This is a genomic window from Mycobacterium sp. PDNC021 (assembly GCF_048282635.1).
Taxonomy (GTDB): domain Bacteria; phylum Actinomycetota; class Actinomycetes; order Mycobacteriales; family Mycobacteriaceae; genus Mycobacterium; species Mycobacterium llatzerense.
Genome location: NZ_CP182502.1, coordinates 70,893 through 95,902, shown reverse-complemented (window position 1 = coordinate 95,902; position 25,010 = coordinate 70,893). Strand labels below are relative to the sequence as shown.

The window sequence follows — 25,010 nt, the reverse complement described above, 5'->3', positions numbered from 1 at the left end:
GTTTTCAGCTGGTTTCGCGAATGAACAGGGCTTGGGTCGGGCATTCGGCGACGGCGCGCTCGATCTCGTCGCGCGCCTCGTCGGGCGGGGTCTCGTCGAGGATCTCGACGGTGCCGCGCTTGGGAACGTCGAAGTAGTCGGGCGCCTCCAGGGAGCACATGGCGTGGCCCTGGCACAGGTCGCGGTCGACTTCAACGCGGTAGCAACCCATTTCAGGAGCGCTTCCGGTACCGGACCGTGGCGGGACGGGCCAGCTGGACGACCATCTTCGAGTGGTCGTTCTGGTAGCTCTCCGGGGGCTGCGCCATCTCGAACTCGTACTCGCGCAACAGAACCGAGAAGATCGCCTTGATCTGCATCTGCGCGAAGGCCGCGCCAACACAGCGGTGCTTGCCGGCGCCGAACGGGATCCAGGTCCACCGGTTCAGCAGATCTTCCTGCCGCGGCTTCTCGTAACGGTCGGGGTTGAAGGCATCGGGGTCCGGGAAGTCCTCGGGAAGTCGGTTGGAGATCGCCGGCGAGGCGGCCACCATCTGACCCTTGTGGATCGGGTGCTCGGCGACCTCGAACTCGTCCTGCGCGACGCGCATCAGGATGATCAGCGGCGGGTGCAGGCGCAGGGTCTCCTTCAGTGCGTTGTCGAGATTCGGAATCTGGCGCAACGCATGGAAACTCACCTCCTGGCCGTCGGAGTAGAGGTCGTCGAGCTCCTGCTGGACCTTGGCATAGAAGTCGGGGTGGCGCAGCAGCTCGATCAGCGTCCACGACGACGTACCCGAGCTGGTGTGATGCCCGGCGAACATCAACGAGATGAACATGCCGGTGACCTCGTTGGCACTGAAGCGCAGGTTGCCCTCTTCGTCCTTGATGGACACCAGGACGTCGAGCAGGTCACGATCGCTCTTGTCGGTGGGCGGGCTGGCAATTCGGCCGTCCATGACCTCTTGGACCAACGCCACCAGATTGGCCCGGGCCTCGTCGCGGATGCGGAAACTCTCGATGGGCAGGTAGGGGTCGACGTAGCAGAGCGGGTCGGTGCCGCGCTCGAGTAGGTGGTAGTAGTTCGCGAACCGCGAATCGAGCTGGTTGCGGAACTTCTGGCCGATCAGGCAGGCCGTCGAGGTGTAGATGGTCAGTTCGGAGAAGAACTCCAGTAGATCGATTTCCCCCGAGTCGCCCCAGTTTTCGGTCATCCGCCGGACCTCGCGCTCGATGGTCGCGGCATGGCCTTTCATCTGCTCGCCGCGCAGCGCGGTGTTGTGCAGCATTTCGGCCCGACGTTCGGGGTCGGCGTCGAACACGACGCCCTCGCCGAAGATCGGGGTCATGAACGGATAGGCCTCGGCCTGGTTGAGTTCGCTGTCGCTGGAGCGGAAGAAGAACTCGTTGGCCTCGGAGCCCGTCAGCAGCACCACCTGCTTGTCTGCGAGTTGGAACCAGCCGACGTCGCCGCATTCGTCGCGGATGCGCTGCATCAGGCCGATCGGGTCGGTGCGGAATTCCTCCAGGTGGCCGTGTTCGTCGGCGCCGCCCGAAACCCGTTGTACCTCTTTGGTGATCGTCATTGGTTCGGCATCCCTTCTTCGCCCAGGGCCAGCGACTGGCGGTCCTTGATCTCCGTCAGCGGCGCTTCGGGCTGCAGTTCCATGTTGGCGATGTACCCGCCGCGCGGGGTCTCGGCGACGAACGTGATGGCGCGGGCCAGGTCGGCGGCGCGCAGGAAGTAGCTGTGGCGGGCCTGACCCCATTTGGCCCAATCCTCGAGGGCCGGGCCGATCTTCTCGGCCGGCAGGCTCCAGCCCATCGACGTCATGGTCGGGCCGGGATGCACCACCGACGCGCGCACGCCGGTACCTTCCAGCTCCATCTGGAAGTTGGTGACCATCGCGACCAGACCGGCCTTCGCGGCGCCGTACGCGCCCATGTGCGGGCGCTGGCGCAGCGCCACATCGGATCCGACGAAGATCAGGTCGCCACGCCGGCGCTCGACCATGCCGTCGAGGACGGCACGGGCCATGCGGTTGGCGCCGACCAGGTGAATCTGCAGCTGCTGGGCGAACTCGTCGGTGCTCATCTCGTGCAGCCGACCGAAGTTCGTGTCGCCGGCGCCGGTGACCAGGACCTCGATGTCGCCGAGAGCGGCTGTTGCCTTGGCGACGAAGTTCTCGGCCGACGCGGTGTCGGTGACGTCCAGCGGCAGCGCGATCGCCTCTCCGCCTTCGGCTTTGATCTGGTCGACGAGTTCCTGACACTTCTCCACCCGGCGGGCGCCGAGGGCGACCGGGAAGCCACGGGCGGCGAGTGCGGTCGCCGTCGCGGCGCCGATACCCGACGAGGCGCCGGCCACGATGGCGGGCCTGCGGGTGGGGTGCGGTTCGAAACGGGCCATGTAGCAATGCCTCTCAGAATATGGCGGTTCAGCGGGTCTGGACGGTGACGGGCAGGTGGGCAAATCCGCGGACGGAACTGGAGTGCACGCGGACGCAGTTGTCCTCGTCCACCTCGTAGCCGCGGATACGTTTGAACAGTTCGGTCAGAGCGACCCGGGCTTCCATCCGGGCCAGGTGGGCGCCCAGGCAGAAGTGGGCGCCGCTGCCGAAACTCACCAGCTTCGAGCCGATCTCGCGGCCGACGCGGTACTCGTCGGGCGCCTCGAACACCCGCTCGTCGCGGTTCGCGGAGCCGGCGAGGAGCACCAGCACCTCGCCGGCCGGGACGGTGGTGCCGTGAAACTCGAGGTCCTCGACGACGGCCCGGGCCAGCAGCTGGCTGGACGTGTCGTAGCGCAGCGTCTCCTCGATCCACGGCGAGATCAGCTCGTGGTCGTCGAAGACCGGAGCCAGCTGGTCGGGGTTCTTGTGTCCCCAATAGGCGGCATTGGCAAGCAGTTTCGTGGTGGTCTCGTTGCCGGCGATCACCATCAGGAACAGGAACGCCATGATCTCGTCGTCGGTGAGTTTGTCGCCGTCGATCTCGGCCTCGACCAGTGCCGAGGTGAGGTCATCACTCAGGCTCTTGCGGCGCTGCTTGACCATGGCGGCGTAGTACATCAACAGCTCACCCGAGGCGGCGATGGCGGAGGCCGGGACGTCGGGTGCCCCGTCCTCGCGGTGCATCACGCCGTCGGCGAGTGCCCGGATGCGCACGCGGTCTTCGTCGGGGACGCCCATCAACTCGCTGATGACGTCCATGGGCAGCTTGCCCGCGAAGTCGTCGACGTAATCAAAGGTGTTGTGCTGCAACGCCTCGTCTAGGTGCTGGACCGCGATCTCGGTGACCCGTCCTTCCAGCTCGCGGATGCGCCGCGGCGTGAAGCCCTTGGAGACCAGGGTGCGCAGCCGAAGGTGCGCCGGATCATCGAGGGCCAGAAAGGACATCACGCGGTGCGCTTCGTCGTTGCGGGAGATCGGGTCCAGCGAGACGCCGTGCTTGTTGGACAGGGCGACGCTGTTCCGGAAGCCGCGCAGCACGTCCTCGTGCCGCGACAGGGCCCAGAAGTTGAGCTTGTCGTTCCGGTAGATCGGCGCCTCGTCCCGCAGTCGCCGGTAATACGGATACGGATCTTCATGGAAGTCGTAGCTGTACGGGTCGATGAGTAGCTCGACTTGCCGGGGCGAGCGAAGCGACGGGGATGTGTTGGCTGTCATGCGTTGTCTCCCACGATAAGTCCGACGACATAGGACAGCCGGTCCGCGATTTGGTGATAGGTGTAGACGCCGCTGCCGGCGTTGACGAGTGCGCCGAAGTACGTCATCTCCAGCGCCGACAGCAGGCGCGGATCGGCATCGGGCCCGACGGCCGAACGGATCCGGCGGTGGATTTCGCCACCGATGCGGTCGCGCACCTTGCGGACCGTGTCGTCGTCGCCGGACAGCAGGGCCGTCGTGCAGGCGGCTGCCACCCCGGGTTCGTCGGCGACCACCAGGGCCAGGCTGCGCAGCGCCTGTTCGACGCGGCTGGCCATCGACTGGTTCACATCGGTGAAGTAGGGCACCTGCCGAACCATGTCCAGGTACACCTCGGCGATGAGGTGGTTCTTGGACGAGAAGTAGGTGTAGGCGGTTGCCGGCGCGACCTTCGCCCGCGCTGCCACTGCCCGCACCGTGAGGTCGGCGTAGGACGATTCCCGCAGCATCTCGCGACCGGCGGCCAGAACCTTCTGGAAGGTTTCCTCCTGGCGGCGGTTGCGCGGCTGGTCGTCCACTTCTTGGCCGGTACTTGTGACTGCGGCCACTGCATCGCTGGACACATGTCCAAGTTAGCCGATGACGCGCTGCGGAAGCAAGAAGGTGACGAAAATAACCAGGTAAATCCATATGTAGCGCGATAGCGACGTTGCTGATTTAGCCCGACCCTTGCCACTCGGCGGCGCGTGAGGTTATGGTTCGACTGAACGTTGTCGGACAGCTGTCCAGAATTTTCAGGAGTGCAGATGACCTTGCTGGGTGATCGCGAAAGCCGCCTTCTCATCGACGGGAAATTGGTGCCGGGCTCGCGCGGCGCGTTCCCGACCATCAACCCCGCGACCGAGGAAGTCCTCGGTGTGGCGGCCGATGCCACGGTGGGGGACATGGCTGATGCCATCGACGCCGCCCGGCGGGCCTTCGACGAGACCGATTGGTCCACGAATGTCGAACTGCGGGTGCGCTGCCTGCGGCAGTTGCAGCAGGCCATGCGCGACCACCGCGATGACCTGCGGGAGCTCACGATTGCGGAGGTCGGCGCGCCCCGGATGCTCACCGCCGGAGCGCATTTGGACGGCCCGATCGAAGACCTGAGCTTCGCCGCCGACACCGCCGAGAACTACCAGTGGACCACCGACCTGGGACATGCCACGCCGCAAGGGATTCCGACCAACCGGACCATCGCGCGCGAGGGCGCCGGCGTCGTCGGTGCCATCACGCCGTGGAACTTCCCGCACCAGATCAACCTGGCCAAAGTCGGGCCGGCGCTCGCGGCGGGCAACACCCTGATCCTCAAGCCTGCACCGGACACCCCGTGGGCCGCCGCGGTGCTCGGCGAACTGATCGCCGAGCATACCGACTTCCCGGCCGGCGCCATCAACATCGTCACCTCCCGCGACCACGGCGTCGGTGCCATGCTGTCGAAACACCCTGACGTGGACCTGGTTTCGTTCACCGGATCGACCGTCACCGGCCGCGCCGTGATGACCGACGCCGCAGAAACCATCAAGAAGGTGTTCCTGGAGCTCGGGGGCAAGTCGGCGTTCCTGGTGCTCGACGACGCCGACCTGGCCGGCGCCTGCGCGATGGCCGCATTCACGGCGTCGATGCACGCCGGCCAGGGCTGCGCGATCACCACCCGGCTGGTGGTCCCGCGGGCGCGCTACGACGAGGCGGTCGCGGCCGCGGCCGGCACCATGGGCGGCATCAAGCCCGGCGACCCGTCCAGCTCGCGGACCGTCTGCGGTCCGGTGATCTCGGCTCGCCAGCGCGACCGGGTGCAGAGCTACCTGGACCTGGCCATCGAGGAAGGCGGCACCTTCGCCTGCGGTGGTGGCCGGCCGGCGGACCGGGACACCGGATTCTTCATCGAGCCGACCGTCATTGCCGGACTGGATAATTCGGCCCGCGTCGCCCGCGAGGAGATCTTCGGGCCGGTGCTCACCGTCATCGCCCATGATGGCGACGACGACGCCGTGCGCATCGCCAACGACTCGCCGTACGGACTGTCCGGCACGGTGTTCTCTGCCGACCCGCAGCGGGCGGCCGGCGTGGCTGCCCGGCTGCGCGTCGGCACCGTCAACGTCAACGGCGGCGTCTGGTACTCCGCCGACGCGCCGTTCGGCGGCTACAAGCAGTCCGGCAACGGCCGGGAGATGGGCATCGCCGGGTTCGAGGAGTACCTGGAGACCAAGTGCATCGCCACCCTCGCGACCTAGTCGCTCCAGCGGCCAACTGTGACACGCAAATCAGCGAAAACCGTGTAGTAACTGCCCATTCGGCGGAGAGGAAATCATGAGGTTCGAAGGTAAAGTTGGCATCGTCACTGGAGCCGGCGGCGGCATCGGCCAGGTCTACGCCGAGTCGCTGGCGCGCGAAGGCGCCGCGGTCGTCATCGCCGACATCAACGTCGAAGGCGCCGAGAAGGTGGCCGCCGGCATCAAGGCCGAGGGCGGTAAGGCGCTGGCCGTCCGGGTCGACGTCTCCGACATCGATTCGGCCAACGACATGGCCGCCCAGGCCGTGGCCGAGTTCGGCGGGATCGACTACCTGGTGAACAACGCCGCGATCTTCGGTGGCATGAAGCTCGACGGTCTGCTGACCGTGGACTGGGACTACTACCGCAAGTTCATGAGCGTCAACCTCGACGGTGCGCTGGTGTGCACCCGCGCGGTGTTCCCGCACATGGAGAAGCGCGGCGGTGGGTCGATCGTCAACCAGTCCTCCACCGCGGCATGGGTTTACGCCAACTTCTACGGTCTGGCCAAGGTCGGCATCAACGGCCTGACGCAGCAGCTGTCCCGTGAGCTGGGCTGGCGCAACATCCGCATCAATGCGATTGCGCCGGGGCCCATCGACACCGAGGCCAACCGCAGCACCACGCCGCAGGCCATCGTCAAGCAGATCGTCCAGACCCTGCCGCTGGCGCGGATGGGTACCCCCGAAGACCTGGCCGGTATGTGCCTGTTCCTGCTGTCCGACGAGGCCAGCTGGATCACCGGGCAGATCTTCAACGTCGACGGCGGACAGATCATCCGGTCATGACAGACGAACGAAACGGGTGCCGGCTTGGTTATATAGGCCTGGGTAACCAGGGCGCGCCGATGGCCAAGCGGCTGGCCGAATGGCCCGGCGGGCTCGTCGTTTTCGACATGCGCGCCGAGGCCATGGCACCGTTCGCGGAACTCGGCGCCACCCTGGCGGGCAGCGTTGCGGAGGTCGCCAAGGCTGACGTGATCAGCGTGACCGTGCTCAACGACGAGCAGGTCCGCGACGTCGTGACGCAGCTCGCCGAGCACGCCGGGCCCGGCACGGTGATCGCGATCCACTCCACGATCGAACCGACGACCGCCGTCGAGCTGGCTGAGCAGTTGCGGCCCAAGGGGATTCACATCGTGGACGCCCCGGTCAGCGGTGGCGCCGGCGCAGCGAGCAAGGGCGAGCTGGCGGTCATGGTCGGCGCCGACGACGACGCCTACGACAAGGTCAAGCCCGTCTTCAAGCAGTGGGCGTCCTTGGTGGTGCGCGCCGGTGAGCCCGGCGCGGGCACCCGGATGAAGCTGGCCCGGAACATGCTGACCTTCATCGGTTTCGCTGCCGCATGTGAGGCGCAGAAGCTGGCCGAGGCGGCGGGCATCGACCTGCAGAAGCTGGGCCGCGTGGTGCGGCACAGTGACGCGCAGTCCGGCGGGCCCGGCGCAATCATGGCGCGGGACGACACCAAGCCGCTGGCGCCCGACCACTTCCTCTACAACATGTTCGTCCACACCCGGGGTCTGGCGGAGAAGGATCTGTCGCTGGCACTCGGTCTGGGGTCTGCTGTGGGAGTGGATCTTCCGCTTGCCGAGCTGGCCCTGGCCAACCTCGCCGAGGGGCTCGGCGTACCGCATTCGAAGGAGCAGTGATGGACGAGTTGCGCGCCAAGGGCCTGGCGAAGATGAACGAGGTCTACGGCTGGGAGATGCCCAACATCGAGGGCGACCCGTACTTCGATCTCACCGTGGACCACCTGTTCGGCACCATCTGGAGCAAGCCCGGACTGTCCATGCGGGAGAAGCGGCTGATGACGTTCACGTGCGTCACTGCCGTCGGCTCGCAGGACCTCGCGGAAATCCAGGTCAATGCCGCATTGCTCAACGAGGAGTTCAGCGAGGCCGAACTCAAGGACATCGGCATCTTCCTCACTCAGTACCTCGGCTTCCCGCTCGGTTCGGCATTCAACGGAGCGGTCTCCAAGGTGGTGGCCAGGCGGCGTAAGGCTGCCGAGAAGGGTTTGGCCGAGGACCGCAAGGCCAACGTCAACGCCGCGGTCAAGATGAACACCGGGACCGAGCTCGATGACCAGTAGGTATGCCTCGCTGTCGCGTGCGGAGCTCGCCGCGCTGGTGCCGGAGCTGCTGCTGATCGGCCAGCTCATCGACCGCGCCGGAATGGCCTGGTGCATCGTCGAATTCGGCCGAGAAGAGATGCTGCAGGTCGCCATCGAGGAGTGGGCCGGGTCCAGCCCGCTGTACACCAAGCGGATGCAGAAGGCGCTGAAATACGAAGGCGTGGACGTCATCACGATCTTCAAGGGGCTGCAGCTCGATATCGGCGCACCGCCGCAGTTCATGGATTTCCGGTACACCGTGCACGATCGCTGGCACGGCGAGTTCCATCTGGATCACTGCGGCGCCCTCATGGATGTCGAGCCGATGGGCCCCGATTATGTGCGCGGCATGTGCCATGACATCGAGGACCCGACGTTCGATGCGACGGCGCTGGCGACCAACCGGCGCTGCCAGGTGCGCCCCATCCACCGGCCGCCGCGCGTTCCGGCGGGCCGAACGCCGGCCTGCGCGTGGACCGTCACCATCGACGAGTCCTATCCCGAGGTCGGGTTCATCCCGCAGCTCGACATCATCGGCGCGAGCCGCGCCTACCACTGCGAGCTCGACGCGATCGATCCGGCCGACGAAGGCCAGGCCGACTACTCCGGCGCGCTCATGAGCGACGTCGACTTCTCCGCGTTCTCGCATTCGGCCCTGGTGCGCATCGCCGACGAGGTGTGCCTGCAGATGCACCTGCTGGTGCTGTCCTTCGCGCTGGCGGTCCGGGCCCGCTGCGACGGGTCCGCAGAGGACAGGGGCACAGAGAAGGAACGGTCGATCCGGACCAAGTCGTTGATCGGCATCTCCGGTGTTGCGGCCGAACGCATCCGGCGGGTGCTGGAGCTGCCGAACGACGCCGCCGGCGCGCTTCGCGTGCTGGAGCTGCATCCGCTGCTCAACCCGGCTGCGTATGTCTCCGTTGATGTTTCGGGTGACGAGGCGCATGTGCATCCCTCGCCGGCGCACGAGGACGACGCCTGGATCGCCCTGGTGTCCCCAGGGTCCGTCCTGCCACTGCAGGCGATCGCGACGGCCGTCAACCCGCTGCTGCGCGTGGAGGTGTCGGGTACCGACACCGACTGGACCGTCCGATTCGTCGAAACCGACACCCCGGCAAAGGAACTCGGCGAGGTCTCGGTGTGCAAGGTGAGCAGCGGGGCGGCGTGGGTTTTCGAGGAACGCAAGTCCCTGCCGCTGACGGTGGTGTAGTGCGGCTGCGCAATTTCCAACTCCTGAAAGCGGACCTCTCCCTCGGCGCCTTTCGTCGGAAGCCGTCAACTTTCCTTGACGTCAAGGAAAGTTGACGGCTTCAGGTCGCATGTGTGGGGGTGAGAGTTGACTGCTGCTTTGACGGCGAACTGACGGCGCGAAAAGTCGAGTAGATGTGTGCATGGATTCGCAGTCAAAGTTGACTGGCGCTCAGAAGTCGTCGAACTCGCGGTCGAGACTCTGGATTCGTCCCGCGACCCCCGACAGGTCTGTGTGTGAGCGCTGGATGATGTCGGCGACATCGCCGCTGGCCTTGCCGATCGCCGACCACAGCGCGTGGTCGGCGGCGGCGGTCGGCGTCTTCTTGGCCTCGTCGGCGAGGTCGTTCACCCACTGCTTGAGCGCGTCGAGTTCCCGGCGCCCGCCGGTGACCACGTCGGCGGACCGCTCGAGTTCGTCGCCCACGCGCTTGTCGATATCGGCCAGCCGGCCGAGGGCCTGGGCGTGCTGGTGGTTGGCGTCGGCGTAGCGGTCCGCTGCGCCGCCCGTCCAGTGCGATCCGGGACCTGCGGCCTTCACCTGGTCCTGCAGCCCGCGCAGCTCCGCGCTCTTGTCGAACTCGGTGCGGTCGTGCGGAACGCCCTCGCCGAAGGTGGCGCGGGCCCGTTCCCACACCAGCAGGAAGGCATCCAGCGGCTCCACCGGTGTGGACCTCCTCGCGTGCGTCGGGCCTGCCCAGTTTAGGACGAGCCGACCAGCTATTAGTGTGTGGCTGTGCGCGTCCTCGTGATCGGCTCTGGAGCCCGTGAACATGCCCTGCTGCTTGCCCTGAGCCGCGACCCCCAGGTGGACTACCTGGCCGTTGCCCCCGGCAACGCCGGTACCTCCGCCGTTGCCGAACAACACGACGTCGACATCACCGCCGCCGACGAGGTGGTCGCGCTGGCCAGGAAGCTGTCCGCCGACCTGGTGGTGATCGGACCCGAGGTGCCCTTGGTGCTCGGGGTGGCCGACGCCCTGCGTGCGGCCGGCATCGCCTGCTTCGGGCCGTCCAAGGACGCCGCCCGCATCGAAGGCTCGAAGGCATTCGCCAAGGACGTCATGGCCGCTGCCGGGGTTCGCACCGCGACCAGCGAGATCGTCGACAACCCCGCGCACCTCGACGCCGCACTGGACCGCTTCGGCCCGCCTGCCGGTCAGCAGGCGTGGGTCGTCAAAGACGACGGCCTGGCCGCCGGCAAGGGCGTCGTCGTCTCCGCCGACCGCGACGCGGCCCGCGCGCACGCCGCCGAACTGCTCGAGTCCGGCCACCCGGTGCTGCTCGAGTCGTTCCTCGACGGACCCGAGGTGTCGCTGTTCTGCGTCGTCGACGGCGAGACCGTGGTGCCGCTGTTGCCCGCCCAGGACTTCAAGCGCGTCGGCGACAACGACAGCGGACCCAACACCGGTGGCATGGGCGCCTACACGCCGCTGCCCTGGCTGCCCGCCGCCGTCGTCGACCAGATCGTCGAAGAGGTCGTCAAACCCGTTGCCGCTGAACTGGTTCGGCGTGACAGCGCGTTCTCCGGGCTGCTGTACGCGGGCCTGGCCATCACCTCGCAAGGGCCGGCTGTCGTCGAATTCAACTGCCGCTTCGGCGATCCCGAGACCCAGGCGGTGCTGGCGCTGCTGGACACCCCGCTGGGCTCGCTGCTGAACGCCGCCGCCACCGGAACCTTGGGCTCGCTGGACGAGCTGCAGTGGCAGGACGGCTCGGCCGTGACCGTCGTCGTGGCCGCCGAGAACTACCCGGGCCGTCCCCGCGTCGGCGACGTGATCACCGGATCGGAGACGGCCGGCGTGCTGCACGCCGGCACCACCCGCCGGGCGGACGGCAGCGTCGTCTCCTCCGGCGGCCGGGTGCTGTCGGTGGTCGGCACCGGCGCGGATCTGGCAGCCGCGCGGGCCGAGGCCTATCGGATCATCGAGTCAGTTCGCTTGCCGGGCAGCCACTTCCGCACCGACATCGGCCTCGCCGCCGCCGAAGGCCGCATCTCCCTCTAGGCGACCAGCAGCGGGGCCAGCCAGGAGATCTCGGCGGGCAGCTGCGCGCTCCAGAACGACCCGTCGTGCCCGCCGGGGGAGAACCCACCCGCCGCTCCGTTCGGCAGCTGGGCGATGAACTGCTTGGTCGCCGAGTAGAACGGGTCGCTGTCGCCGCAGTCGATCCGGATCGGGATGCCCGCCAGCCCGGGCAGTCCCCACACCGAGTTGGCCGCGTAGTCGCCTGCGCCATCGAAGGCGCCCGGAGCCGTCGCGCCCGACGACGTCCACAACGCCGGACTCACCGCGCAGATCGCCGCGGTCCGGGCCGCCCCCAGCCGACCGCCCAGCAGCAGCGCGCCGTAACCGCCCATCGACCAGCCGAGGAAGCCCACCCGCGAGGTATCCAGCCCCTGACCAGCCAGCATCGGGATCAGCTCGTCGAGCACCATCGCGCCGGCATCCTCACCGGAAGCCCGCTTGTGCCAGTAGCCGCCACCGCCGTCGACGGCCACCACCGCGAACGGCGGCAGTCCCGCCGCCACGGCCTGTGCGAGCCCCTGTTCCACGCCGCCGGCCATCACGGTCGCGGCATCGCTGCCTTTGCCGTGGAGCGCGATCACGGGGCGCAGCGGGGCGGTCTGGCCCGGCGGGCGGGCGATGGCCCAGTTGGTCGAGACGCCGCCACGGGCCTGCGAGACGAACGAGCCCGTCACGTAGGTGGGCGCCGGGTCTGCGACGGCCGGGGGCGGCGCCAGCGGCGTTCCCACGCTCGTCATCGTCACCGGTTGCGCGGTGACGGCCGGGCGGTTGATCGTCGACCCCAACGCGAACGCGCCGGCGGCCCCTGCGGCGGCGCCCGCTCCGAGACGGAGGACGGCGCGTCGGCTCGGCTCTGTCATGGCCGCCATCATGCCATCGGCCACCAGGCGTCATTCCTGAGCAATGCCTAATGGATTACGTCAATTCGTGATCACCACGTGACCATTGCTGGCAGCATTTACCTGGTGATGACAGCAGTCACCCCTAAGGGGGAACGGCGACGGTATGCGCTGGTCAGCGCCGCCGCCGAGCTGCTGTGCGAGGGGGGCTTCGACGCCGTCCGACACCGCTCCGTGGCGCAGCGCGCCGGGCTGCCGCTGGCCTCCACGACGTACTACTTCTCGTCCCTCGACGACCTCATCGAAAAGGCCGTCGAGCACGTCGGCGAATCCGAATCGCAGCAGCTGCGGCTGCGGGTTTCGGCGCTATCTCGGCGCCGGCGGGGGGCCGACGCGACGGCCGATCTGCTGGTCGACCTGCTGGTCGGCGACGGTAACCGGGCGTCCGACCAGCTGATTTCCCGCTACGAGCGCTACATCGCCTGCGCCCGCCAGCCCGGGCTGCGGGACGTACAGCGACGCATCCTCAAGCAGCGCTCCGACGCCGTCATCGAGGTGGTGGAACGGTCGGGGCGCTCGGTGCGCGCCGAACTGCTGACGGCCCTGGTCTGCGCGGTGGACGGGGCGGTGGTCGCCTCGATGGTCAGTGACGGTGACGGCCCGCGTGCGACGGCCCGGGCGACCCTCGTGGACGTCATCGACGTCTTGGCGCCCTTCGACCAAGAACGCCGGATCGCCCTGTAAATAGGCCGAAGTAGGCTTAAGCCCCGTGAGCATCCCCAATGTGCTGGCCAACCGTTACGCCAGCGACGAGATGGTGGCCATCTGGTCGCCGGAGAACAAGATCGTCGCCGAACGCCGGCTGTGGCTGGCCGTGCTGCGCGCGCAGTCCGAGCTCGGAGTGTCCGTGCCCGACGGGGTGGTGGCCGACTACGAGCGGGTGCTGGAACAGGTCGACCTGGCGTCCATCGCCGCGCGCGAGCGCGTCACCCGCCACGACGTCAAGGCGCGTATCGAAGAATTCAACGCGCTGGCCGGCCACGAGCATGTGCACAAAGGCATGACGAGCCGCGACCTCACCGAGAACGTCGAGCAGCTGCAGATCCGGCAGTCGCTGGAACTGGTGTTCTCGCACGGCGTCGCGGTGGTGGCACGGCTCGCCGAGCGCGCCGCGCTGTACCGCGATCTGGTGATGGCCGGTCGCTCGCACAACGTGGCGGCGCAGGCCACCACCCTCGGCAAGCGGTTCGCCTCGGCAGCCGAAGAGACCCTGGTCGCGCTGACCCGGCTGCGGGAGCTGATCGACCGCTACCCGCTGCGCGGCATCAAAGGCCCGATGGGGACGGCGCAGGACATGCTGGACCTGTTCGGCGGGGACGCCTCGCGGCTCGCCGACCTGGAGCGCCGGGTGGCTGAATTCCTTGGATTCACCGAGGTTTTCACCTCCGTCGGCCAGGTGTACCCGCGGTCGCTCGACCACGACGTGCTGTCCGCGCTGGTGCAGTTGGGCGCCGGTCCGTCGTCGTTCGCGCACACCATCCGGCTGATGGCCGGCCACGAACTGGCCACCGAGGGCTTCGCGCCCGGGCAAGTCGGCTCGTCGGCCATGCCCCACAAGATGAACACCCGGTCGTGTGAACGTGTCAACGGTCTGCAGGTCGTGCTGCGCGGCTACGGCTCGATGGCCGCGGAACTGGCTGGGGCGCAATGGAATGAGGGCGACGTCTTCTGCTCGGTGGTGCGCCGTGTCGCGCTGCCCGATGCCTTCTTCGCGATCGACGGGCAGACCGAGACGTTCCTGACGGTGCTCGACGAGTTCGGCGCCTACCCGGCGGTGATCCAGCGCGAGCTGGACCGCTACCTGCCGTTCCTGGCGACGACCCGCATCCTGATGGCTGCGGTGCGCGCCGGCGTCGGCCGCGAGACCGCACACGAGGTCATCAAGGAGCACGCCGTCGCGGTGGCGCTGGCGATGCGCGAAAAGGGTTTGGAGCCCGACCTTCTGGACCGGCTGGCCGCCGATCCGCGGCTGCCGCTCGACCGCGTCGAACTCGATGCGGCGCTGGCCGACAAGCAGGCGTTCAGCGGTGCGGCCGGTGACCAGGTCGACGCCGTGGTGGCAGCGGTGGACCGGTTGGTCGGGCAGTACCCGGAGGCGGCCAAGTACACCTCGGGCGCCATCCTGTGACCCTCGCGCGAAGTCTCGCCGGGGTCGACCTGACCGACCTCGACAACTTCGCGTCGGGTTTCCCGCACGAGCTGTTCGCGCGGCACCGCGCCGAAGCCCCGGTGTACTGGCACGAGCCGACCGAGAACACCCCGGACGGCGAGGGGTTCTGGTCCGTCGCTACCCATGCGGAAACCCTTGCGGTACTGCGTGATCCGGTGACGTTCTCGTCGGTGACGGGCGGTTCGCGGCCGTTCGGCGGGACCCTGATCCAGGACCTGTCCATCACCGGCCAGGTGCTGAACATGATGGACGACCCGCGGCACGCGGAGATTCGGCGGCTGGTGTCGTCGGGGCTGACGCCGCGGATGATCGCGCGGGTCGAGGATGACCTGCGCGCGCGCAGCCAGACGCTGCTGGACGCGGTGGAGCCGGGCGTGCCCTTTGACTTCCTGGTCGACATCGCCGCCGAGCTGCCCATGCAGATGATCTGCATCCTGATGGGTATCCCTGAGTCGCAACGGCATTGGCTATTCGAGGCGATCGAGCCGAGTTTCGATTTCGGCGGTTCGCGCAAGGCCGCTATCACCCGGTTGTCGGTGCAGGAAGCCGGGTCGCGGATGTACAACTTCGGCATGGAGCTGATCGCGTCCAAGCGGGCCGAACCCACCGACGACATGCTGTCGGTGGTGGCCAACGCCGACGACGTGTCAGACCTCGAGGTCTATCTGTTCTTCAACCTGCTGTTCAGTGCGGGCGCGGAGACCACTCGCAACTCGGTCGCCGGCGGGCTGTTGGCCTTGTGCGAGAACACATCTGCGCTGGAACTGGTGCGCGCGGACCCGGCACTGCTGCCGTCGGCGATCGAGGAGATGGTGCGCTGGACCTCGCCGTCGCCGTCGAAGCGGCGTACCGCCACGCGCACCGTCGAGCTGGGCGGGTGCACCATCGAGGCGGGGCAGAAGGTGGTGGTCTGGGAAGGTTCGGCCAACCGCGACGAGCTGGTGTTCACCGATCCAATGACCTTCGACGTGGCCCGGAAACCCAACCCGCACTTGGGATTCGGGCAGGGATTGCACTACTGCCTGGGCGCGAACCTGGCCCGGCTGGAGCTGCGGGTCCTGTTCGACGAGCTGCTGACCCGGTTCCCGGACATCCAGGTGGTCCGGCCGCCGGAATGGACCCGCAGCAACCGGCACACCGGGCTGCGGCACCTCTGGGTCACCCTGTCGTGATTTGTGCACGAAAATCCGCGGGTGGCGCGGATTTTCGTGCACAAATCACGACTTTTCGAGGGTGAACTGGTTGACGTCGACTTGGCGCAGCCGGAACATCTTTGCGCACCCGGTCAGGTATTTCATGTACCGGTCGTAGACCTCGACCGATTGCACTGCGATGGCTTCGTCGCGGTGTGCTTCCAGGGCTTCGGCCCAGAGGTCGAGGGTTCTCGCGTAGTGCGGCTGCAGTGACTGAACCCGGGTTACCTTGAATCCGGCCGCCGCGGCGTGCTGACGGACCATCGGGGCGGACGGCAGCCGGCCGCCCGGGAAAATCTCGGTCATGATGAACTTGACGAACCGCAGCAGGTCGATCGTCACGGGCAGGTTCGTGTAACGCGGATCGGTGCCGCAGATGGTGTGCAGCAGCATGGTGCCGTCGGGCGGGAGGGCGTCGTAGGCCATCTGGAAGAACGCCGGGTAGCGGTCGTGGCCGAAATGTTCGAATGCGCCGATGGACACGATCCGGTCCACTGTTCCGTCGTATTGTTCCCAGCCTTCGAGGAGGACGCGACGGGAGCGGGTGGTGTCCATATTGTCGAAGAGCCGCTCGACGTGGGTGGCCTGGTTCTTGGACAAGGTGAGGCCGATGACGTTCACGTCGTACTTCTCGATGGCGCGGCGCATGGTGGCGCCCCAGCCGCAGCCGACGTCGAGCAGCGTCATTCCTGGCGTGAGGCCGAGTTTTCCGAGGGCGAGGTCGATCTTGGCTGTTTGGGCTTGTTCGAGTGTCATGTCGTCGCGCTCGAAGTATGCGCAGCTGTAGGTCTGGCCGGGGTCCAGGAACAGTCTGAAGAAGTCGTCGGACAGGTCGTAGTGGGCTTGAACGTCCGCGAAATGCGGTTGAAGTTTCTGCGCCATGATGTTCCTTCCTGGCGGCTGGGCTGGATTCAGTCGGTTATGAAAAACGTTGAACTGCAGCGGATATCAATTTGGCGGCTTCGAATCCGGCTGACCCAGTGCCGGAGCGCGGTGTGATTCCGTCATGTCGGCGGCATCAGGACCGAGTCGATCATGTACACCGTGGCATTCGCGGTCTTGACTCCGCCGCACACCAGCGCGGCGTCATTGACTTTCAGATCTGCGCCGACGCCGGTAACGCTCACCGGCGAGCTCTCCAGGGTGGTGTGTGTCCCGGCCACCGCCTCGGGCGAGAGTTGGCCTTGCACAACGTGATACGTGAGGATTTTGGTCAGGGCGGCGGAGTCCGTCTTGAGTGAATCCAGGGTCGCTGCCGGCAGCTTCTTGAAGGCCTCATCGGTGGGCGCGAAGACTGTGTATTGGCCACTGTTCAGAGTCGCGACCAGGTTGACGTTCGGGTTCAGCTCGCCCGACAGCGCCGCCGTCAGCGTGGTCAATATCGGATTGTCGGAGGCAGCCGTCGCGACCGGGTGCAACCCCATCCCGGCGACCGAACCCGGCCCGGTGGGGACCTGCTGTGCGTAGGCCTGGCAACCAGTGCCCACGAGTGCCGTGACGGGCGGAGCCGATGTCACTGCCGGGGCAGCACTTGGCATTGAAGCCATGTTTGTACTTGGCGCAGCTGAGGTTGCCGACTTGGTGCTGGCGTCCGAACACGCCGATAAGCCGATGACGGCGACAATCGACATGCCGACGGCCGCGATGTGTGGATAGCGAGGGTGTTGCATCCGGGTCTCCTTTGTGCGGACGACTGCCGCCGTGGTTTGTTCTTTGTTTACTGATTCGGAACCCTGGCGCTTTTGGATGGGTCTGCGGGCGGATGGAATGAAGGTTGTCCGCCAACGTGATTCGACTGACAGGAGGAAGCGGGCAGATTCGTGTACCCGAAGACACCGAATTCGCTGCCGCACCCATCCGGGCCGCCCTTGGTTCCGAACCACTCCTGCGACCCGCAGCGTGATGGCTCGGGCGTCGGATGAGAGTGAGACCAGATGACGCAGCGATTTGACGTGGCGATTGTCGGCGGCGGACCGGCCGGTGCGGCCGCGGCATGGCAAGCGGCGCAGGCCGGTGCCCGAGTCGTGGTGCTCGACAAGGCCGACTTCCCGCGCGACAAGCCGTGTGGCGATGGGCTGACTCCCCGCGCCGTCAGCTACATCCAGAAGATGGGGCTGGCGGAGGAGGTCGCGAAATTTCACCGGGTCAACCGGGCGACTGTGTTCAGCCCGAACCAGTGGGACCTGGCGTTCCCGAACCGTCCAGGAATGCCCGATCACGGTCACGTGGCGCGCCGACTGGAACTGGACATGATGTTGCTTGCCCGCGCGGAGTCGTGTGGGGTGGAGGTGCGCCGCGGTGCCGAGGTGGCTGGGCCCATCCTCGATTTCGGTGGGCAGGTCGGCGGAGTGATCCTCAAGACCGGGGAACGGGTCGCCGCTGATGCCGTAATCGCCGCTGACGGCGCCCATTCGCCGAGCAAGCGGGCACTGGAACTCACGTCGCGCTACAACGGCTACGCGGCGATCGCGATTCGCGCAGAAATGTCGGCGGACCGCCCGGATGTCGATTCTCTTGACGTACACCTGCAGCTCAGATTCGAGGGCGATCAGCTGCCGGGCTACGGCTGGGTGTTCCCGCTCGGAGGCGGCCGGGTCAACATCGGCCTGGGTTACGTCAACAGCTACAAGAAGTGGCGACAGATCAATGCGACGCGGCTGCTGGGCGAGTTCCTCGCCGGGCTGCCGTCCGAGTGGAATCTCCCGGCGATCGACGAGTTGATGAAAGCCAAAGCCGTGCAAGCATGGCGGCTCCCAATGGGTTTCACCGCCTGGCCGCCATGGCGGCCGGGCATCCTTTTCGCCGGCGACGCCCTGGGCGCGGCGCGCCCCGCCTCAGGTGCGGGAATCTCGAAGGCCCTGCAGTCGGGGATGGCTGCCGGCGAGTGCGCTGTCGCTGCGCTGACCAATGGCGGCCCAGGCGATTTCACCAACTACGCCCAGCGGGTGGAGGAGGCGTGGGGTACGGAGTATCGGCGCGGCCGGTGGTTCCACAAGTTGGTCGGGGTGCCGACGATCGCGAGCCTGGGGCTGCGCGTACTCGACACCGTCGGCAACCCGTCAGTTCGCGCGCGCACGCTGTTCTGGGAACAGTGGACCGATCAGGACTCCCTCGCGAGTCACGCTGCGGACCCGCGAGGGAGTCGGACCTAGGTCGCGTCCTTGCGGTACGCGGCGAGAGTGACGTCCAGCAGGCCTTCGGTGAAGTACCGTTCGCAGCCGCGCAGGTACTTCATGAAGCGCTGGTAGACCTCTTCAGATTGGACTTCCACGGCTTTGTCGTGGTTCGACTCGAGTGCGTTTCCCCAGATGTTGAGAGTGCGGATGTAATGCGGCCGCAGGGACAGGGTCTCGATGTCGGTAAATCCTGCGTTTTCACCATGCTCGACCATCATGTTCGTCGTCGGAATTCGCCCACCCGGGAAGATTTCCGTGACGATGAATTTGATGAATCGGGCCGTCTCGAAGGTGACCTTCTTGCCATCGGCATGCAACTCGTAAGGGTGATAGCCGACGCTGCTCTGAATGGTCATGCGACCGTCATCGGGCAGAATTTCATGGCAGTTCTCGAAGAAATCCGGATAGCGTTCGAAACCGAAATGTTCGAAGGCTTCGATGGACACGATCCGGTCGACGGGGTCGTCGAACTGCTCCCAACCACGCAGTAGCACGCGGCGGCTCCGCGGCGAATCGATATCGTCGAGGAGTTGCTGAGTGAAGGTCTGCTGGTTCTTCGACAACGTGAGTCCGATGACGTTTACGTCGTACTTCTCGACCGCACGTTTGGCGGTGGCGCCCCAGCCGCATCCGATGTCCAACAACGTCATACCTGGTTTGAGGTCGAGCTTGTCGAGGTTCAGGTCGATCTTCGCGATCTGCGCCTGCTCAAGTGTCAGCGTCGATGGTTCGAAATAGGCACAACTGTAGGTTCGCGTCGGGTCCTGGAACAGGGCGAAAAAATCGTCGGACAGGTCGTAGTGGGCTTGGATTTCCTCGAAGTGTGGTCGCATTTCTTCATTGGAACCATTGGACATGAATCTGATTACTTCTCCAGGGTGAATTGGTTGATGTCGACTTGGCGCAGCCGGAAGCCCTTTGCGCACCCGGTCAGGTATTTCATGTATCGGTCGTAGACCTCGACTGATTGCACTGCGATGGCTTCGTCGCGGTGTGCTTCGAGTGCTTCGGCCCAGAGGTCGAGGGTTTTCGCGTAGTGCGGTTGCAGTGACTGGACCCGGGTTACCTTGAATCCCGCTGCGGTGGCGTGGTCTTCGACCATCGCTATGGACGGCAGCCGGCCGCCCGGGAAGATCTCGGTGATCATGAACTTGATGAACCTGGCCAGCTCGAAGGTGATCGGGATACCGAGTTCCGCTGCCTGGCGTGGGTCGAAGCCACAGATGGTGTGCAGCAGCATGACGCCGTCGGGCGGGAGCGCGTCGTAGGCCATCTGAAAGAACGCCGGATAGCGTTCGTGACCGAAATGCTCGAACGCACCGATGGAGACGATCCGGTCGACCGGTTCGGCGAACTGCTCCCAGCCCTCCAGTAGCACGCGGCGAGAGCGTGTGGTGTCCATCCCGCCCAGCAGTTGCTCGACATGTGCGGCCTGGTTCTTGGACAACGTCAGCCCGACGACGTCCACGTCGTACTTCTCGATCGCGCGCCGCATGGTGGCGCCCCAGCCGCAGCCGATATCGAGCAGCGTCATCCCGGGGGCCAGGCCCAGCTTGCCCAGCGCCAAGTCGATCTTCGCCATCTGGGCTTGTTCCAGCGTCATGTCGTCGCGCTCGAAGTACGCACAGCTGTAGGTCTGGCTGGGATCCAGGAACAGTCTGAAGAAGTCGTCGGACAGGTCGTAATGCGCTTGAACGTCCGCGAAATGTGGTTTGAGTTTGTCTGCCATGGCAGTTCCTTCCTGGCAGTGGGTGTTCGGAGTACTGGTCGCAAACGCCGCGTACCCGGCCGGCCACGGCGACGGTCCGTACGCGGTGCGATGTTCAGAACACGTATGCGGGGCCGGCGTGGTTCGCCGGTCTGAGAGGTATTCGTTGCCAGATTTCAGTTGGATGGCACCGACATCGAAATTGATGGGCTCGAACTACTGAATCGACGCCGTCGGGCACCGCTCGGCAGCGCGATGCTTCGAGCTCCGGCGCCGCCCACGCTGCTGGAGCGACCATCCGGAGAAGTCGTGCAATATATTTGCCGACGTCTTTCCAGTGAAGCAATGACTCGGCTGCCAGGCAAGTGGAAACGCGGCAGCAGTCACTCCGGTTTGGGGGGCGCCGGCCGCAGGCCCGCGGACCGCAGCTCCAGCGCCGCCAATTTCCGGATCGCGACGGTGTCGTGGGTGCGCCAGGCGGTCACCGGGTCGTCGGAGACCTCGGTGAGCTTGGCCAACGGCCGGTTGGCCAGCGCCCGCAACGCCAGCAGCTGTTCGCCGGCGTCGGTCGAGGCCAACGTCACCGCCGTCCACTTGCGCCGGAAGAACCGGATCCGCAGCACCAGCCACGGCATCGCCACGGCCAGGATCGGCGGCAACGCCACCGCCAGCGCGAGCACCCACGCCAGCCAACTGGCCGTGCTGTTCAGGCTGTCGCCGGCCCCCGCGATGTCGACGGCGGCGCTGCCGGCCGATCGCAACGGACCGCCGAAGGCCTTCCCGATCAGGGGAATTCCGTCGGCGTTGTGGCCGGCAGAGGCCAGGCTGTCGGCGACGCCGCCGGCGCCGTCGTGCACCTGACGTCCGACGTCGGCGATGGTGGCGATGGCGCTGTGCACCGCGACGCCGACCGAGATCCAGACGACGAACCACACCAGCGCGACGACGTCGCTGGTCAGCTGGGCGAGCAACCGGCCCGGCGTCCGGGCGTAGGGCACGTAGCGCGAACTCATACCAGCTATCCCAACAGATAGGGTGGTCCGATGCGCCCAGCTTTGTCCGACTACCGGCATCTGACCAGCGGTAAGGTTCGCGACCTGTACCGCATCGACGACGACCACCTGCTGTTCGTCGCGTCAGACCGGATTTCGGCGTTCGACTACGTGCTCGACAGCGAGATCCCGGACAAGGGCCGGGTCCTGACCGCCATGAGCGTCTTCTTCTTCGACTACCTGGCCGAGCAGCTGGGCACCGCCAACCACCTCGCCGGCCCAGCCGACGACGAGCGCATCCCCGCCGAGGTGCTGGGCCGCGCCCTGGTGGTGCGCAGCCTGGAGATGATGCCGGTCGAGTGCGTGGCGCGCGGATACCTGACCGGTTCGGGGCTCATCGACTACCGCAAGACGGGGCAGGTGTGCGGTATTGCCCTGCCCGCAGGGCTGACCGAGGCCAGCCCGTTCGCCGAGCCCCTGTTCACGCCCGCGACGAAGGCCGAGATCGGTGCGCACGACGAGAACATCGCTTTCGACGCCGTCGAGAAGCTGGTGGGTACCGAGCGGGCCGAGCAGCTGCGCGACGAAACCCTGAAGGTGTACAGCGCCGCCGCCGCGCACGCGCTCACCAAGGGAATCATTTTGGCGGACACCAAGTTCGAGTTCGGGGTCGACGCCGACGGCACTCTGGTGCTGGCCGACGAGGTGCTGACGCCGGACTCGTCCCGGTACTGGCCGGTCGATGGCTACACCGAAGGCGTGGTGCAGCCCAGCTTTGACAAGCAGTTCGTCCGGAACTGGCTGACCGGGCCGGACTCCAGCTGGGACCGCGCCGGTGACACCCCGCCGCCGGCGTTGCCCGACGACATTGTCGAGGCGACGCGGGCGCGGTACATCGAAGCGTACGAACGGATTTCGGGTCGCCGCTTTGCGGATTGGATCGGCGCATGAGCGAGGCTCGCCGAGCGAATCAACGGCCTGAGTGCACGCCACCGATTGCGAAAAAGGTCGAGCACCGCCGCGAACACCACGGCGACGTGTTCATCGACCCGTACGAGTGGATGCGGGACAAAAACGATCCCGAGGTGCTCGCGCTCCTGAACGCGGAGAACGCCTACACCGAGGAGATCACCGCGCCGCTGGAGCCGTTGCGGCAGAAGATCTTCGACGAGATCAAGGCCCGCACCAAGGAGACTGACCTCTCGGTGCCGACGCGCCGCGGCGACTGGTGGTACTACGCCCGCAGCTTCGAGGGCAAGCAGTACAGCGTCCACTGCCGGTGCCCCATCAGCGATCCCGACGACTGGACGCCGCCGCAGCTCGACGAGCACACCGAGGTCCCCGGCGAACAGGTGCTGCTGGACGAGAACGTCGAGGCCGAGGGCCACGACTTCTTCTCGCTCGGCGCGGCCACCGTCAGCGTCGACGCCAACATCCTGGCGTACTCCGTCGACACCGTAGGCGACGAGCGATACACGTTGAAGTTCAAGGACTTACGTACCGGCGAGCTGTACGACGACCGGATCACCGGCATCGGCGCCGGTGGTACTTGGGCGGCCGACAACCGGACGCTCTACTACGTCACGGTCGACGACGCCTGGCGGCCGGACACCGTGTGGCGGCACCGGCTGGGTTCCGGGCTGCCCGGCGAGAAGGTGCACCACGAATCCGACGAGCGGTTCTGGGTCGGGGTCGGCCGCACCCGCAGCGACAAGTACGTGTTCATTGCCGCGGGCAGCGCCGTCACCTCCGAGGTGCGCTACGCCGACGCGGGCGACGCCAAAGCCGAGTTCGCTGTGGTGTTGCCGCGCAAGGACTCTGTGGAGTACTCGGTCGAGCACGCGGTGATCGGCGGCGAGGACCGGTTCCTGATCCTGCACAACGACGGCGCCGAGAACTTCACGCTGGTAGATGTGCCGGTGTCCGATGCCCCGCTGGCCGGCCTGGCGAACGCCCGCACGCTGATCGGGCACCGGGAGGACGTCCGCCTGGACGGTGTCGACGCGTTCGCCGACCAGTTGGTGATCAGCTACCGCAGCGAAGCGCTGCCGCGAATCCAGCTGTGGCCCTTGGATTCCGACGGCAACTACGGCGAACCTCAGGAGATCACCTTCGAGTCGGAGTTGATGTCGGTAGGCCTGTCGGGCAACCCGAACTGGTCGTCGCCGCGGCTGCGGGTGGGGGCGACGTCGTTCGTCATCCCGGTGCGGATCTATGACCTGGACCTGGCCACGGGCGAGCGAATCCTCCTTCGCGAGCAGCCGGTTCTCGGCGACTACCGGCCGGAGGACTACCTGGAGCGCCGGGATTGGGCCGTTGCGCCCGACGGTACGAAGGTGCCGTTGTCGGTCATCCAGCGGGCCGGTGCGCCGACCCCGGCGCCGGCGCTGCTGTACGGGTACGGCGCCTACGAGTCGTGCGAGGACCCGCGCTTCTCGATCGCGCGACTGTCGCTGCTGGACCGTGGCGTGGTGTTCGTCATCGCCCACGTGCGTGGCGGTGGCGAGCTTGGCCGTGGCTGGTACGAGCACGGCAAGCTGCTGCAGAAGAAGAACACCTTCACCGACTTCATCAGTGCCGCAGAGCATCTGATCGCCACCGGGGTCACCCGGCCGGAGAACCTGGTGGCCCTCGGCGGCAGCGCCGGTGGTCTGCTGATGGGCGCGGTGGCCAACATGGCGCCCCAGTTGTTCGCCGGAATTCTGGCGCAGGTGCCGTTCGTCGACGCACTGACCACCATCCTCGATCCGTCGCTGCCGCTCACCGTCACCGAATGGGACGAGTGGGGTAATCCGTTGGCGGACAAGGATGTCTACGAGTACATGAAGTCCTACACGCCGTACGAGAACGTGACGGCGCAGGAGTATCCGGCGATTCTCGCGATGACGTCGCTGAACGACACCCGGGTGTACTACGTCGAACCGGCCAAATGGGTTGCCGCCCTGCGTGGTATCAAGACCGACGACCATCCCGTCCTGCTCAAGACCGAGATGGCCGCCGGACACGGTGGCACCAGCGGGCGCTATGAGCGGTGGAAGGAAGCGGCGTTCCAGTACGCGTGGGTGCTAGCCACCGCGGACCGCGACAAATATGGCAGCGGCCAGGTAGACGACCTCCTCGACGGAGCGCACGCTTAGGTTCGATGCCATCGAAGGCGGGGTATCGGGCATCTGCGCGGCATAGATGTTGGCGGGAAACATGGCCAGCATCAACAGGAACAGGCAGATGGCCGCGGCGACGCGGGTGGGCGGGTACAGCAGGCCGGCCGCGCCGAGCAGTTCGAGCACGCCCGTGACCGTCACCAGCAGCTCTGGCGACGGCAGCCGCGGCGGGACGATCGCGATCATGTCTCCGCGCATGCCGGGAACGAAATGAGCGATCCCCGTCATGACGAACATCAGCGCCAGGCCGACCGCGATGGCGCTCGGCCAGCTGTTGACGTAAGCAACCCCGAGCCAGCCCACAGCGCGGGCGCCCAGGCTGCCCAGAACGAGAGCAAGAAGTACGGCCACGAACTGTGCCTCCCTCATCTAGTCGGTGTCTAGA

The 25,010-nt window shown here is 66.5% G+C and carries 25 protein-coding genes; 12 read left to right on the top strand and 13 right to left on the bottom strand.

All coding sequences use genetic code 11. From position 1 onward, the window contains the following. Positions 1 to 4: 4 nt before the first annotated feature. From ACNO8X_RS00540 to ACNO8X_RS00520, 5 genes are read right to left on the bottom strand one after another with little or no spacing between them, the layout of a single operon-like run. Positions 5 to 211 (bottom strand): ferredoxin, encoded by a 207-nt coding sequence (locus ACNO8X_RS00540; protein ID WP_418003694.1) that lies wholly within the window; start codon positions 209 to 211, stop codon positions 5 to 7. A 1-nt stretch (position 212) separates the two neighbouring features. Further along, the gene (locus tag ACNO8X_RS00535) at positions 213 to 1,565 is read right to left on the bottom strand and encodes a cytochrome P450 (RefSeq protein WP_418003693.1); all 1,353 of its coding nucleotides are present in this window, start codon (positions 1,563 to 1,565) and stop codon (positions 213 to 215) included. Continuing rightward, on the bottom strand, positions 1,562 to 2,389 hold the full coding sequence (locus ACNO8X_RS00530; protein ID WP_418003692.1) for an SDR family oxidoreductase: 828 nt from the start codon (positions 2,387 to 2,389) through the stop codon (positions 1,562 to 1,564). Before ACNO8X_RS00530 ends, ACNO8X_RS00535 begins: the two co-directional genes overlap by 4 nt. Before the next feature lie 28 nt (positions 2,390 to 2,417). After that, on the bottom strand, positions 2,418 to 3,647 hold the full coding sequence (locus tag ACNO8X_RS00525) for a cytochrome P450 (protein ID WP_418003691.1): 1,230 nt from the start codon (positions 3,645 to 3,647) through the stop codon (positions 2,418 to 2,420). Further along, entirely contained in the window at positions 3,644 to 4,249 is a 606-nt protein-coding gene (locus ACNO8X_RS00520; RefSeq protein WP_133762418.1) for a TetR/AcrR family transcriptional regulator, read from the bottom strand. Before ACNO8X_RS00520 ends, ACNO8X_RS00525 begins: the two co-directional genes overlap by 4 nt. Positions 4,250 to 4,432: 183 nt before the next feature. Here ACNO8X_RS00520 and ACNO8X_RS00515 point away from each other — a divergent pair, with 183 nt between their 5' ends. The 5 genes from ACNO8X_RS00515 to ACNO8X_RS00495 all read left to right on the top strand — a co-directional run bounded on the left by ACNO8X_RS00515 (position 4,433) and on the right by ACNO8X_RS00495 (position 9,262). Next, on the top strand, positions 4,433 to 5,902 hold the full coding sequence (locus ACNO8X_RS00515; protein WP_418003690.1) for an aldehyde dehydrogenase: 1,470 nt from the start codon (positions 4,433 to 4,435) through the stop codon (positions 5,900 to 5,902). A 76-nt stretch (positions 5,903 to 5,978) separates the two neighbouring features. Beyond that, positions 5,979 to 6,728 carry an SDR family oxidoreductase gene (locus ACNO8X_RS00510; protein WP_418003689.1) on the top strand — a complete coding sequence of 250 codons (750 nt, stop codon included), beginning with the start codon at positions 5,979 to 5,981 and terminating at the stop codon, positions 6,726 to 6,728. Continuing rightward, complete coding sequence (locus ACNO8X_RS00505) at positions 6,725 to 7,588, top strand: NAD(P)-dependent oxidoreductase (RefSeq protein WP_418003688.1); 864 nt, start codon at positions 6,725 to 6,727, stop codon at positions 7,586 to 7,588. Before ACNO8X_RS00510 ends, ACNO8X_RS00505 begins: the two co-directional genes overlap by 4 nt. Next, positions 7,588 to 8,031 (top strand): carboxymuconolactone decarboxylase family protein, encoded by a 444-nt coding sequence (locus ACNO8X_RS00500; RefSeq protein WP_133762414.1) that lies wholly within the window; start codon positions 7,588 to 7,590, stop codon positions 8,029 to 8,031. The genes ACNO8X_RS00505 and ACNO8X_RS00500 overlap by 1 nt, the downstream gene beginning before the upstream one ends. Continuing rightward, the gene (locus ACNO8X_RS00495; protein ID WP_418003687.1) at positions 8,021 to 9,262 is read left to right on the top strand and encodes a hypothetical protein; all 1,242 of its coding nucleotides are present in this window, start codon (positions 8,021 to 8,023) and stop codon (positions 9,260 to 9,262) included. Before ACNO8X_RS00500 ends, ACNO8X_RS00495 begins: the two co-directional genes overlap by 11 nt. A gap of 210 nt (positions 9,263 to 9,472) precedes the next feature. Here the strand turns inward: ACNO8X_RS00495 and ACNO8X_RS00490 are convergent, their stop codons facing one another. Continuing rightward, a complete protein-coding gene (locus ACNO8X_RS00490; protein WP_418003686.1) occupies positions 9,473 to 9,964 on the bottom strand; it encodes an EspA/EspE family type VII secretion system effector in 492 nt (163 codons plus the stop codon). Positions 9,965 to 10,036: 72 nt separating this feature from the next. Here ACNO8X_RS00490 and purD point away from each other — a divergent pair, with 72 nt between their 5' ends. Continuing rightward, positions 10,037 to 11,305 (top strand): phosphoribosylamine--glycine ligase, encoded by a 1,269-nt coding sequence (gene purD, locus ACNO8X_RS00485; RefSeq protein ID WP_418003685.1) that lies wholly within the window; start codon positions 10,037 to 10,039, stop codon positions 11,303 to 11,305. Here the strand turns inward: purD and ACNO8X_RS00480 are convergent. Then, on the bottom strand, positions 11,302 to 12,198 hold the full coding sequence (locus ACNO8X_RS00480; RefSeq protein ID WP_418006065.1) for an alpha/beta hydrolase: 897 nt from the start codon (positions 12,196 to 12,198) through the stop codon (positions 11,302 to 11,304). The two genes, purD and ACNO8X_RS00480, sit on opposite strands and share 4 nt — an antisense overlap. A gap of 96 nt (positions 12,199 to 12,294) precedes the next feature. Between ACNO8X_RS00480 and ACNO8X_RS00475 the strand changes: the two genes are divergently transcribed. The 3 genes from ACNO8X_RS00475 to ACNO8X_RS00465 are packed head-to-tail and all read left to right on the top strand — an operon-like array spanning position 12,295 to position 15,567. Continuing rightward, entirely contained in the window at positions 12,295 to 12,909 is a 615-nt protein-coding gene (locus ACNO8X_RS00475; protein ID WP_418006064.1) for a TetR/AcrR family transcriptional regulator, read from the top strand. Between the two features lie 25 nt (positions 12,910 to 12,934). Continuing rightward, a complete protein-coding gene (gene purB / locus ACNO8X_RS00470) occupies positions 12,935 to 14,353 on the top strand; it encodes an adenylosuccinate lyase (protein WP_418003684.1) in 1,419 nt (472 codons plus the stop codon). Beyond that, a complete protein-coding gene (locus tag ACNO8X_RS00465) occupies positions 14,350 to 15,567 on the top strand; it encodes a cytochrome P450 (RefSeq protein WP_418003683.1) in 1,218 nt (405 codons plus the stop codon). Before purB ends, ACNO8X_RS00465 begins: the two co-directional genes overlap by 4 nt. A 45-nt stretch (positions 15,568 to 15,612) precedes the next feature. Here ACNO8X_RS00465 and ACNO8X_RS00460 read toward each other — a convergent pair whose 3' ends face one another. Then, positions 15,613 to 16,470 (bottom strand): cyclopropane mycolic acid synthase family methyltransferase, encoded by an 858-nt coding sequence (locus ACNO8X_RS00460; protein WP_418003682.1) that lies wholly within the window; start codon positions 16,468 to 16,470, stop codon positions 15,613 to 15,615. A gap of 122 nt (positions 16,471 to 16,592) precedes the next feature. Next, positions 16,593 to 17,126 carry a fasciclin domain-containing protein gene (locus tag ACNO8X_RS00455; RefSeq protein ID WP_418003681.1) on the bottom strand — a complete coding sequence of 178 codons (534 nt, stop codon included), beginning with the start codon at positions 17,124 to 17,126 and terminating at the stop codon, positions 16,593 to 16,595. 396 nt (positions 17,127 to 17,522) lie between these two features. On the opposite strand from ACNO8X_RS00455, the gene ACNO8X_RS00450 reads away from it, so the two are divergent. Then, the gene (locus tag ACNO8X_RS00450; protein ID WP_418003680.1) at positions 17,523 to 18,740 is read left to right on the top strand and encodes an NAD(P)/FAD-dependent oxidoreductase; all 1,218 of its coding nucleotides are present in this window, start codon (positions 17,523 to 17,525) and stop codon (positions 18,738 to 18,740) included. On the opposite strand, the gene ACNO8X_RS00445 is transcribed toward ACNO8X_RS00450, so the two are convergent. The 3 genes from ACNO8X_RS00445 to ACNO8X_RS00435 form a co-directional block, all read right to left on the bottom strand. Continuing rightward, the gene (locus ACNO8X_RS00445; RefSeq protein ID WP_418006063.1) at positions 18,737 to 19,621 is read right to left on the bottom strand and encodes a cyclopropane mycolic acid synthase family methyltransferase; all 885 of its coding nucleotides are present in this window, start codon (positions 19,619 to 19,621) and stop codon (positions 18,737 to 18,739) included. The genes ACNO8X_RS00450 and ACNO8X_RS00445 overlap by 4 nt on opposite strands. Positions 19,622 to 19,629: 8 nt before the next feature. Next, positions 19,630 to 20,493, bottom strand: a complete 864-nt coding sequence (locus tag ACNO8X_RS00440) for a cyclopropane mycolic acid synthase family methyltransferase (protein WP_418003679.1) — start codon at positions 20,491 to 20,493, stop codon at positions 19,630 to 19,632. A 362-nt stretch (positions 20,494 to 20,855) separates the two neighbouring features. Next, positions 20,856 to 21,485: a hypothetical protein gene (locus tag ACNO8X_RS00435; RefSeq protein ID WP_418003678.1), complete on the bottom strand. Its 630-nt coding sequence runs from the start codon at positions 21,483 to 21,485 to the stop codon at positions 20,856 to 20,858. A 30-nt stretch (positions 21,486 to 21,515) separates the two neighbouring features. On the opposite strand from ACNO8X_RS00435, the gene ACNO8X_RS00430 reads away from it, so the two are divergent. Together ACNO8X_RS00430 and ACNO8X_RS00425 are read left to right on the top strand one after the other, a co-directional pair. Then, positions 21,516 to 22,415 carry a phosphoribosylaminoimidazolesuccinocarboxamide synthase gene (locus ACNO8X_RS00430; RefSeq protein WP_418003677.1) on the top strand — a complete coding sequence of 300 codons (900 nt, stop codon included), beginning with the start codon at positions 21,516 to 21,518 and terminating at the stop codon, positions 22,413 to 22,415. Next, positions 22,412 to 24,601 carry a S9 family peptidase gene (locus ACNO8X_RS00425; RefSeq protein WP_418003676.1) on the top strand — a complete coding sequence of 730 codons (2,190 nt, stop codon included), beginning with the start codon at positions 22,412 to 22,414 and terminating at the stop codon, positions 24,599 to 24,601. The genes ACNO8X_RS00430 and ACNO8X_RS00425 overlap by 4 nt, the downstream gene beginning before the upstream one ends. On the opposite strand, the gene ACNO8X_RS00420 is transcribed toward ACNO8X_RS00425, so the two are convergent. After that, positions 24,530 to 24,976 carry a DoxX family protein gene (locus tag ACNO8X_RS00420; protein WP_418006062.1) on the bottom strand — a complete coding sequence of 149 codons (447 nt, stop codon included), beginning with the start codon at positions 24,974 to 24,976 and terminating at the stop codon, positions 24,530 to 24,532. The two genes, ACNO8X_RS00425 and ACNO8X_RS00420, sit on opposite strands and share 72 nt — an antisense overlap. Positions 24,977 to 25,010: the final 34 nt, after the last annotated feature.

Excerpts from the sequence above, each read along its gene's own strand:
- ACNO8X_RS00480 (WP_418006065.1), bottom strand. The coding sequence starts at position 12,198 with ATGATGGCGGCCATGACAGAGCCGAGCCGACGCGCCGTCCTCCGTCTC.
- ACNO8X_RS00525 (WP_418003691.1), bottom strand. The coding sequence starts at position 3,647 with ATGACAGCCAACACATCCCCGTCGCTTCGCTCGCCCCGGCAAGTCGAG.
- ACNO8X_RS00435 (WP_418003678.1), bottom strand. The coding sequence starts at position 21,485 with ATGAGTTCGCGCTACGTGCCCTACGCCCGGACGCCGGGCCGGTTGCTC.
- ACNO8X_RS00495 (WP_418003687.1), top strand. The coding sequence starts at position 8,021 with ATGACCAGTAGGTATGCCTCGCTGTCGCGTGCGGAGCTCGCCGCGCTG.
- ACNO8X_RS00515 (WP_418003690.1), top strand. The coding sequence starts at position 4,433 with ATGACCTTGCTGGGTGATCGCGAAAGCCGCCTTCTCATCGACGGGAAA.
- ACNO8X_RS00540 (WP_418003694.1), bottom strand. The coding sequence starts at position 211 with ATGGGTTGCTACCGCGTTGAAGTCGACCGCGACCTGTGCCAGGGCCAC.
- ACNO8X_RS00455 (WP_418003681.1), bottom strand. The coding sequence starts at position 17,126 with ATGCCAAGTGCTGCCCCGGCAGTGACATCGGCTCCGCCCGTCACGGCA.
- ACNO8X_RS00505 (WP_418003688.1), top strand. The coding sequence starts at position 6,725 with ATGACAGACGAACGAAACGGGTGCCGGCTTGGTTATATAGGCCTGGGT.
- ACNO8X_RS00425 (WP_418003676.1), top strand. The coding sequence starts at position 22,412 with ATGAGCGAGGCTCGCCGAGCGAATCAACGGCCTGAGTGCACGCCACCG.
- ACNO8X_RS00450 (WP_418003680.1), top strand. The coding sequence starts at position 17,523 with ATGACGCAGCGATTTGACGTGGCGATTGTCGGCGGCGGACCGGCCGGT.
- ACNO8X_RS00475 (WP_418006064.1), top strand. The coding sequence starts at position 12,295 with ATGACAGCAGTCACCCCTAAGGGGGAACGGCGACGGTATGCGCTGGTC.
- ACNO8X_RS00500 (WP_133762414.1), top strand. The coding sequence starts at position 7,588 with ATGGACGAGTTGCGCGCCAAGGGCCTGGCGAAGATGAACGAGGTCTAC.
- ACNO8X_RS00535 (WP_418003693.1), bottom strand. The coding sequence starts at position 1,565 with ATGACGATCACCAAAGAGGTACAACGGGTTTCGGGCGGCGCCGACGAA.
- ACNO8X_RS00445 (WP_418006063.1), bottom strand. The coding sequence starts at position 19,621 with ATGTCCAATGGTTCCAATGAAGAAATGCGACCACACTTCGAGGAAATC.
- ACNO8X_RS00530 (WP_418003692.1), bottom strand. The coding sequence starts at position 2,389 with ATGGCCCGTTTCGAACCGCACCCCACCCGCAGGCCCGCCATCGTGGCC.
- ACNO8X_RS00460 (WP_418003682.1), bottom strand. The coding sequence starts at position 16,470 with ATGGCGCAGAAACTTCAACCGCATTTCGCGGACGTTCAAGCCCACTAC.
- ACNO8X_RS00510 (WP_418003689.1), top strand. The coding sequence starts at position 5,979 with ATGAGGTTCGAAGGTAAAGTTGGCATCGTCACTGGAGCCGGCGGCGGC.
- ACNO8X_RS00440 (WP_418003679.1), bottom strand. The coding sequence starts at position 20,493 with ATGGCAGACAAACTCAAACCACATTTCGCGGACGTTCAAGCGCATTAC.
- ACNO8X_RS00430 (WP_418003677.1), top strand. The coding sequence starts at position 21,516 with ATGCGCCCAGCTTTGTCCGACTACCGGCATCTGACCAGCGGTAAGGTT.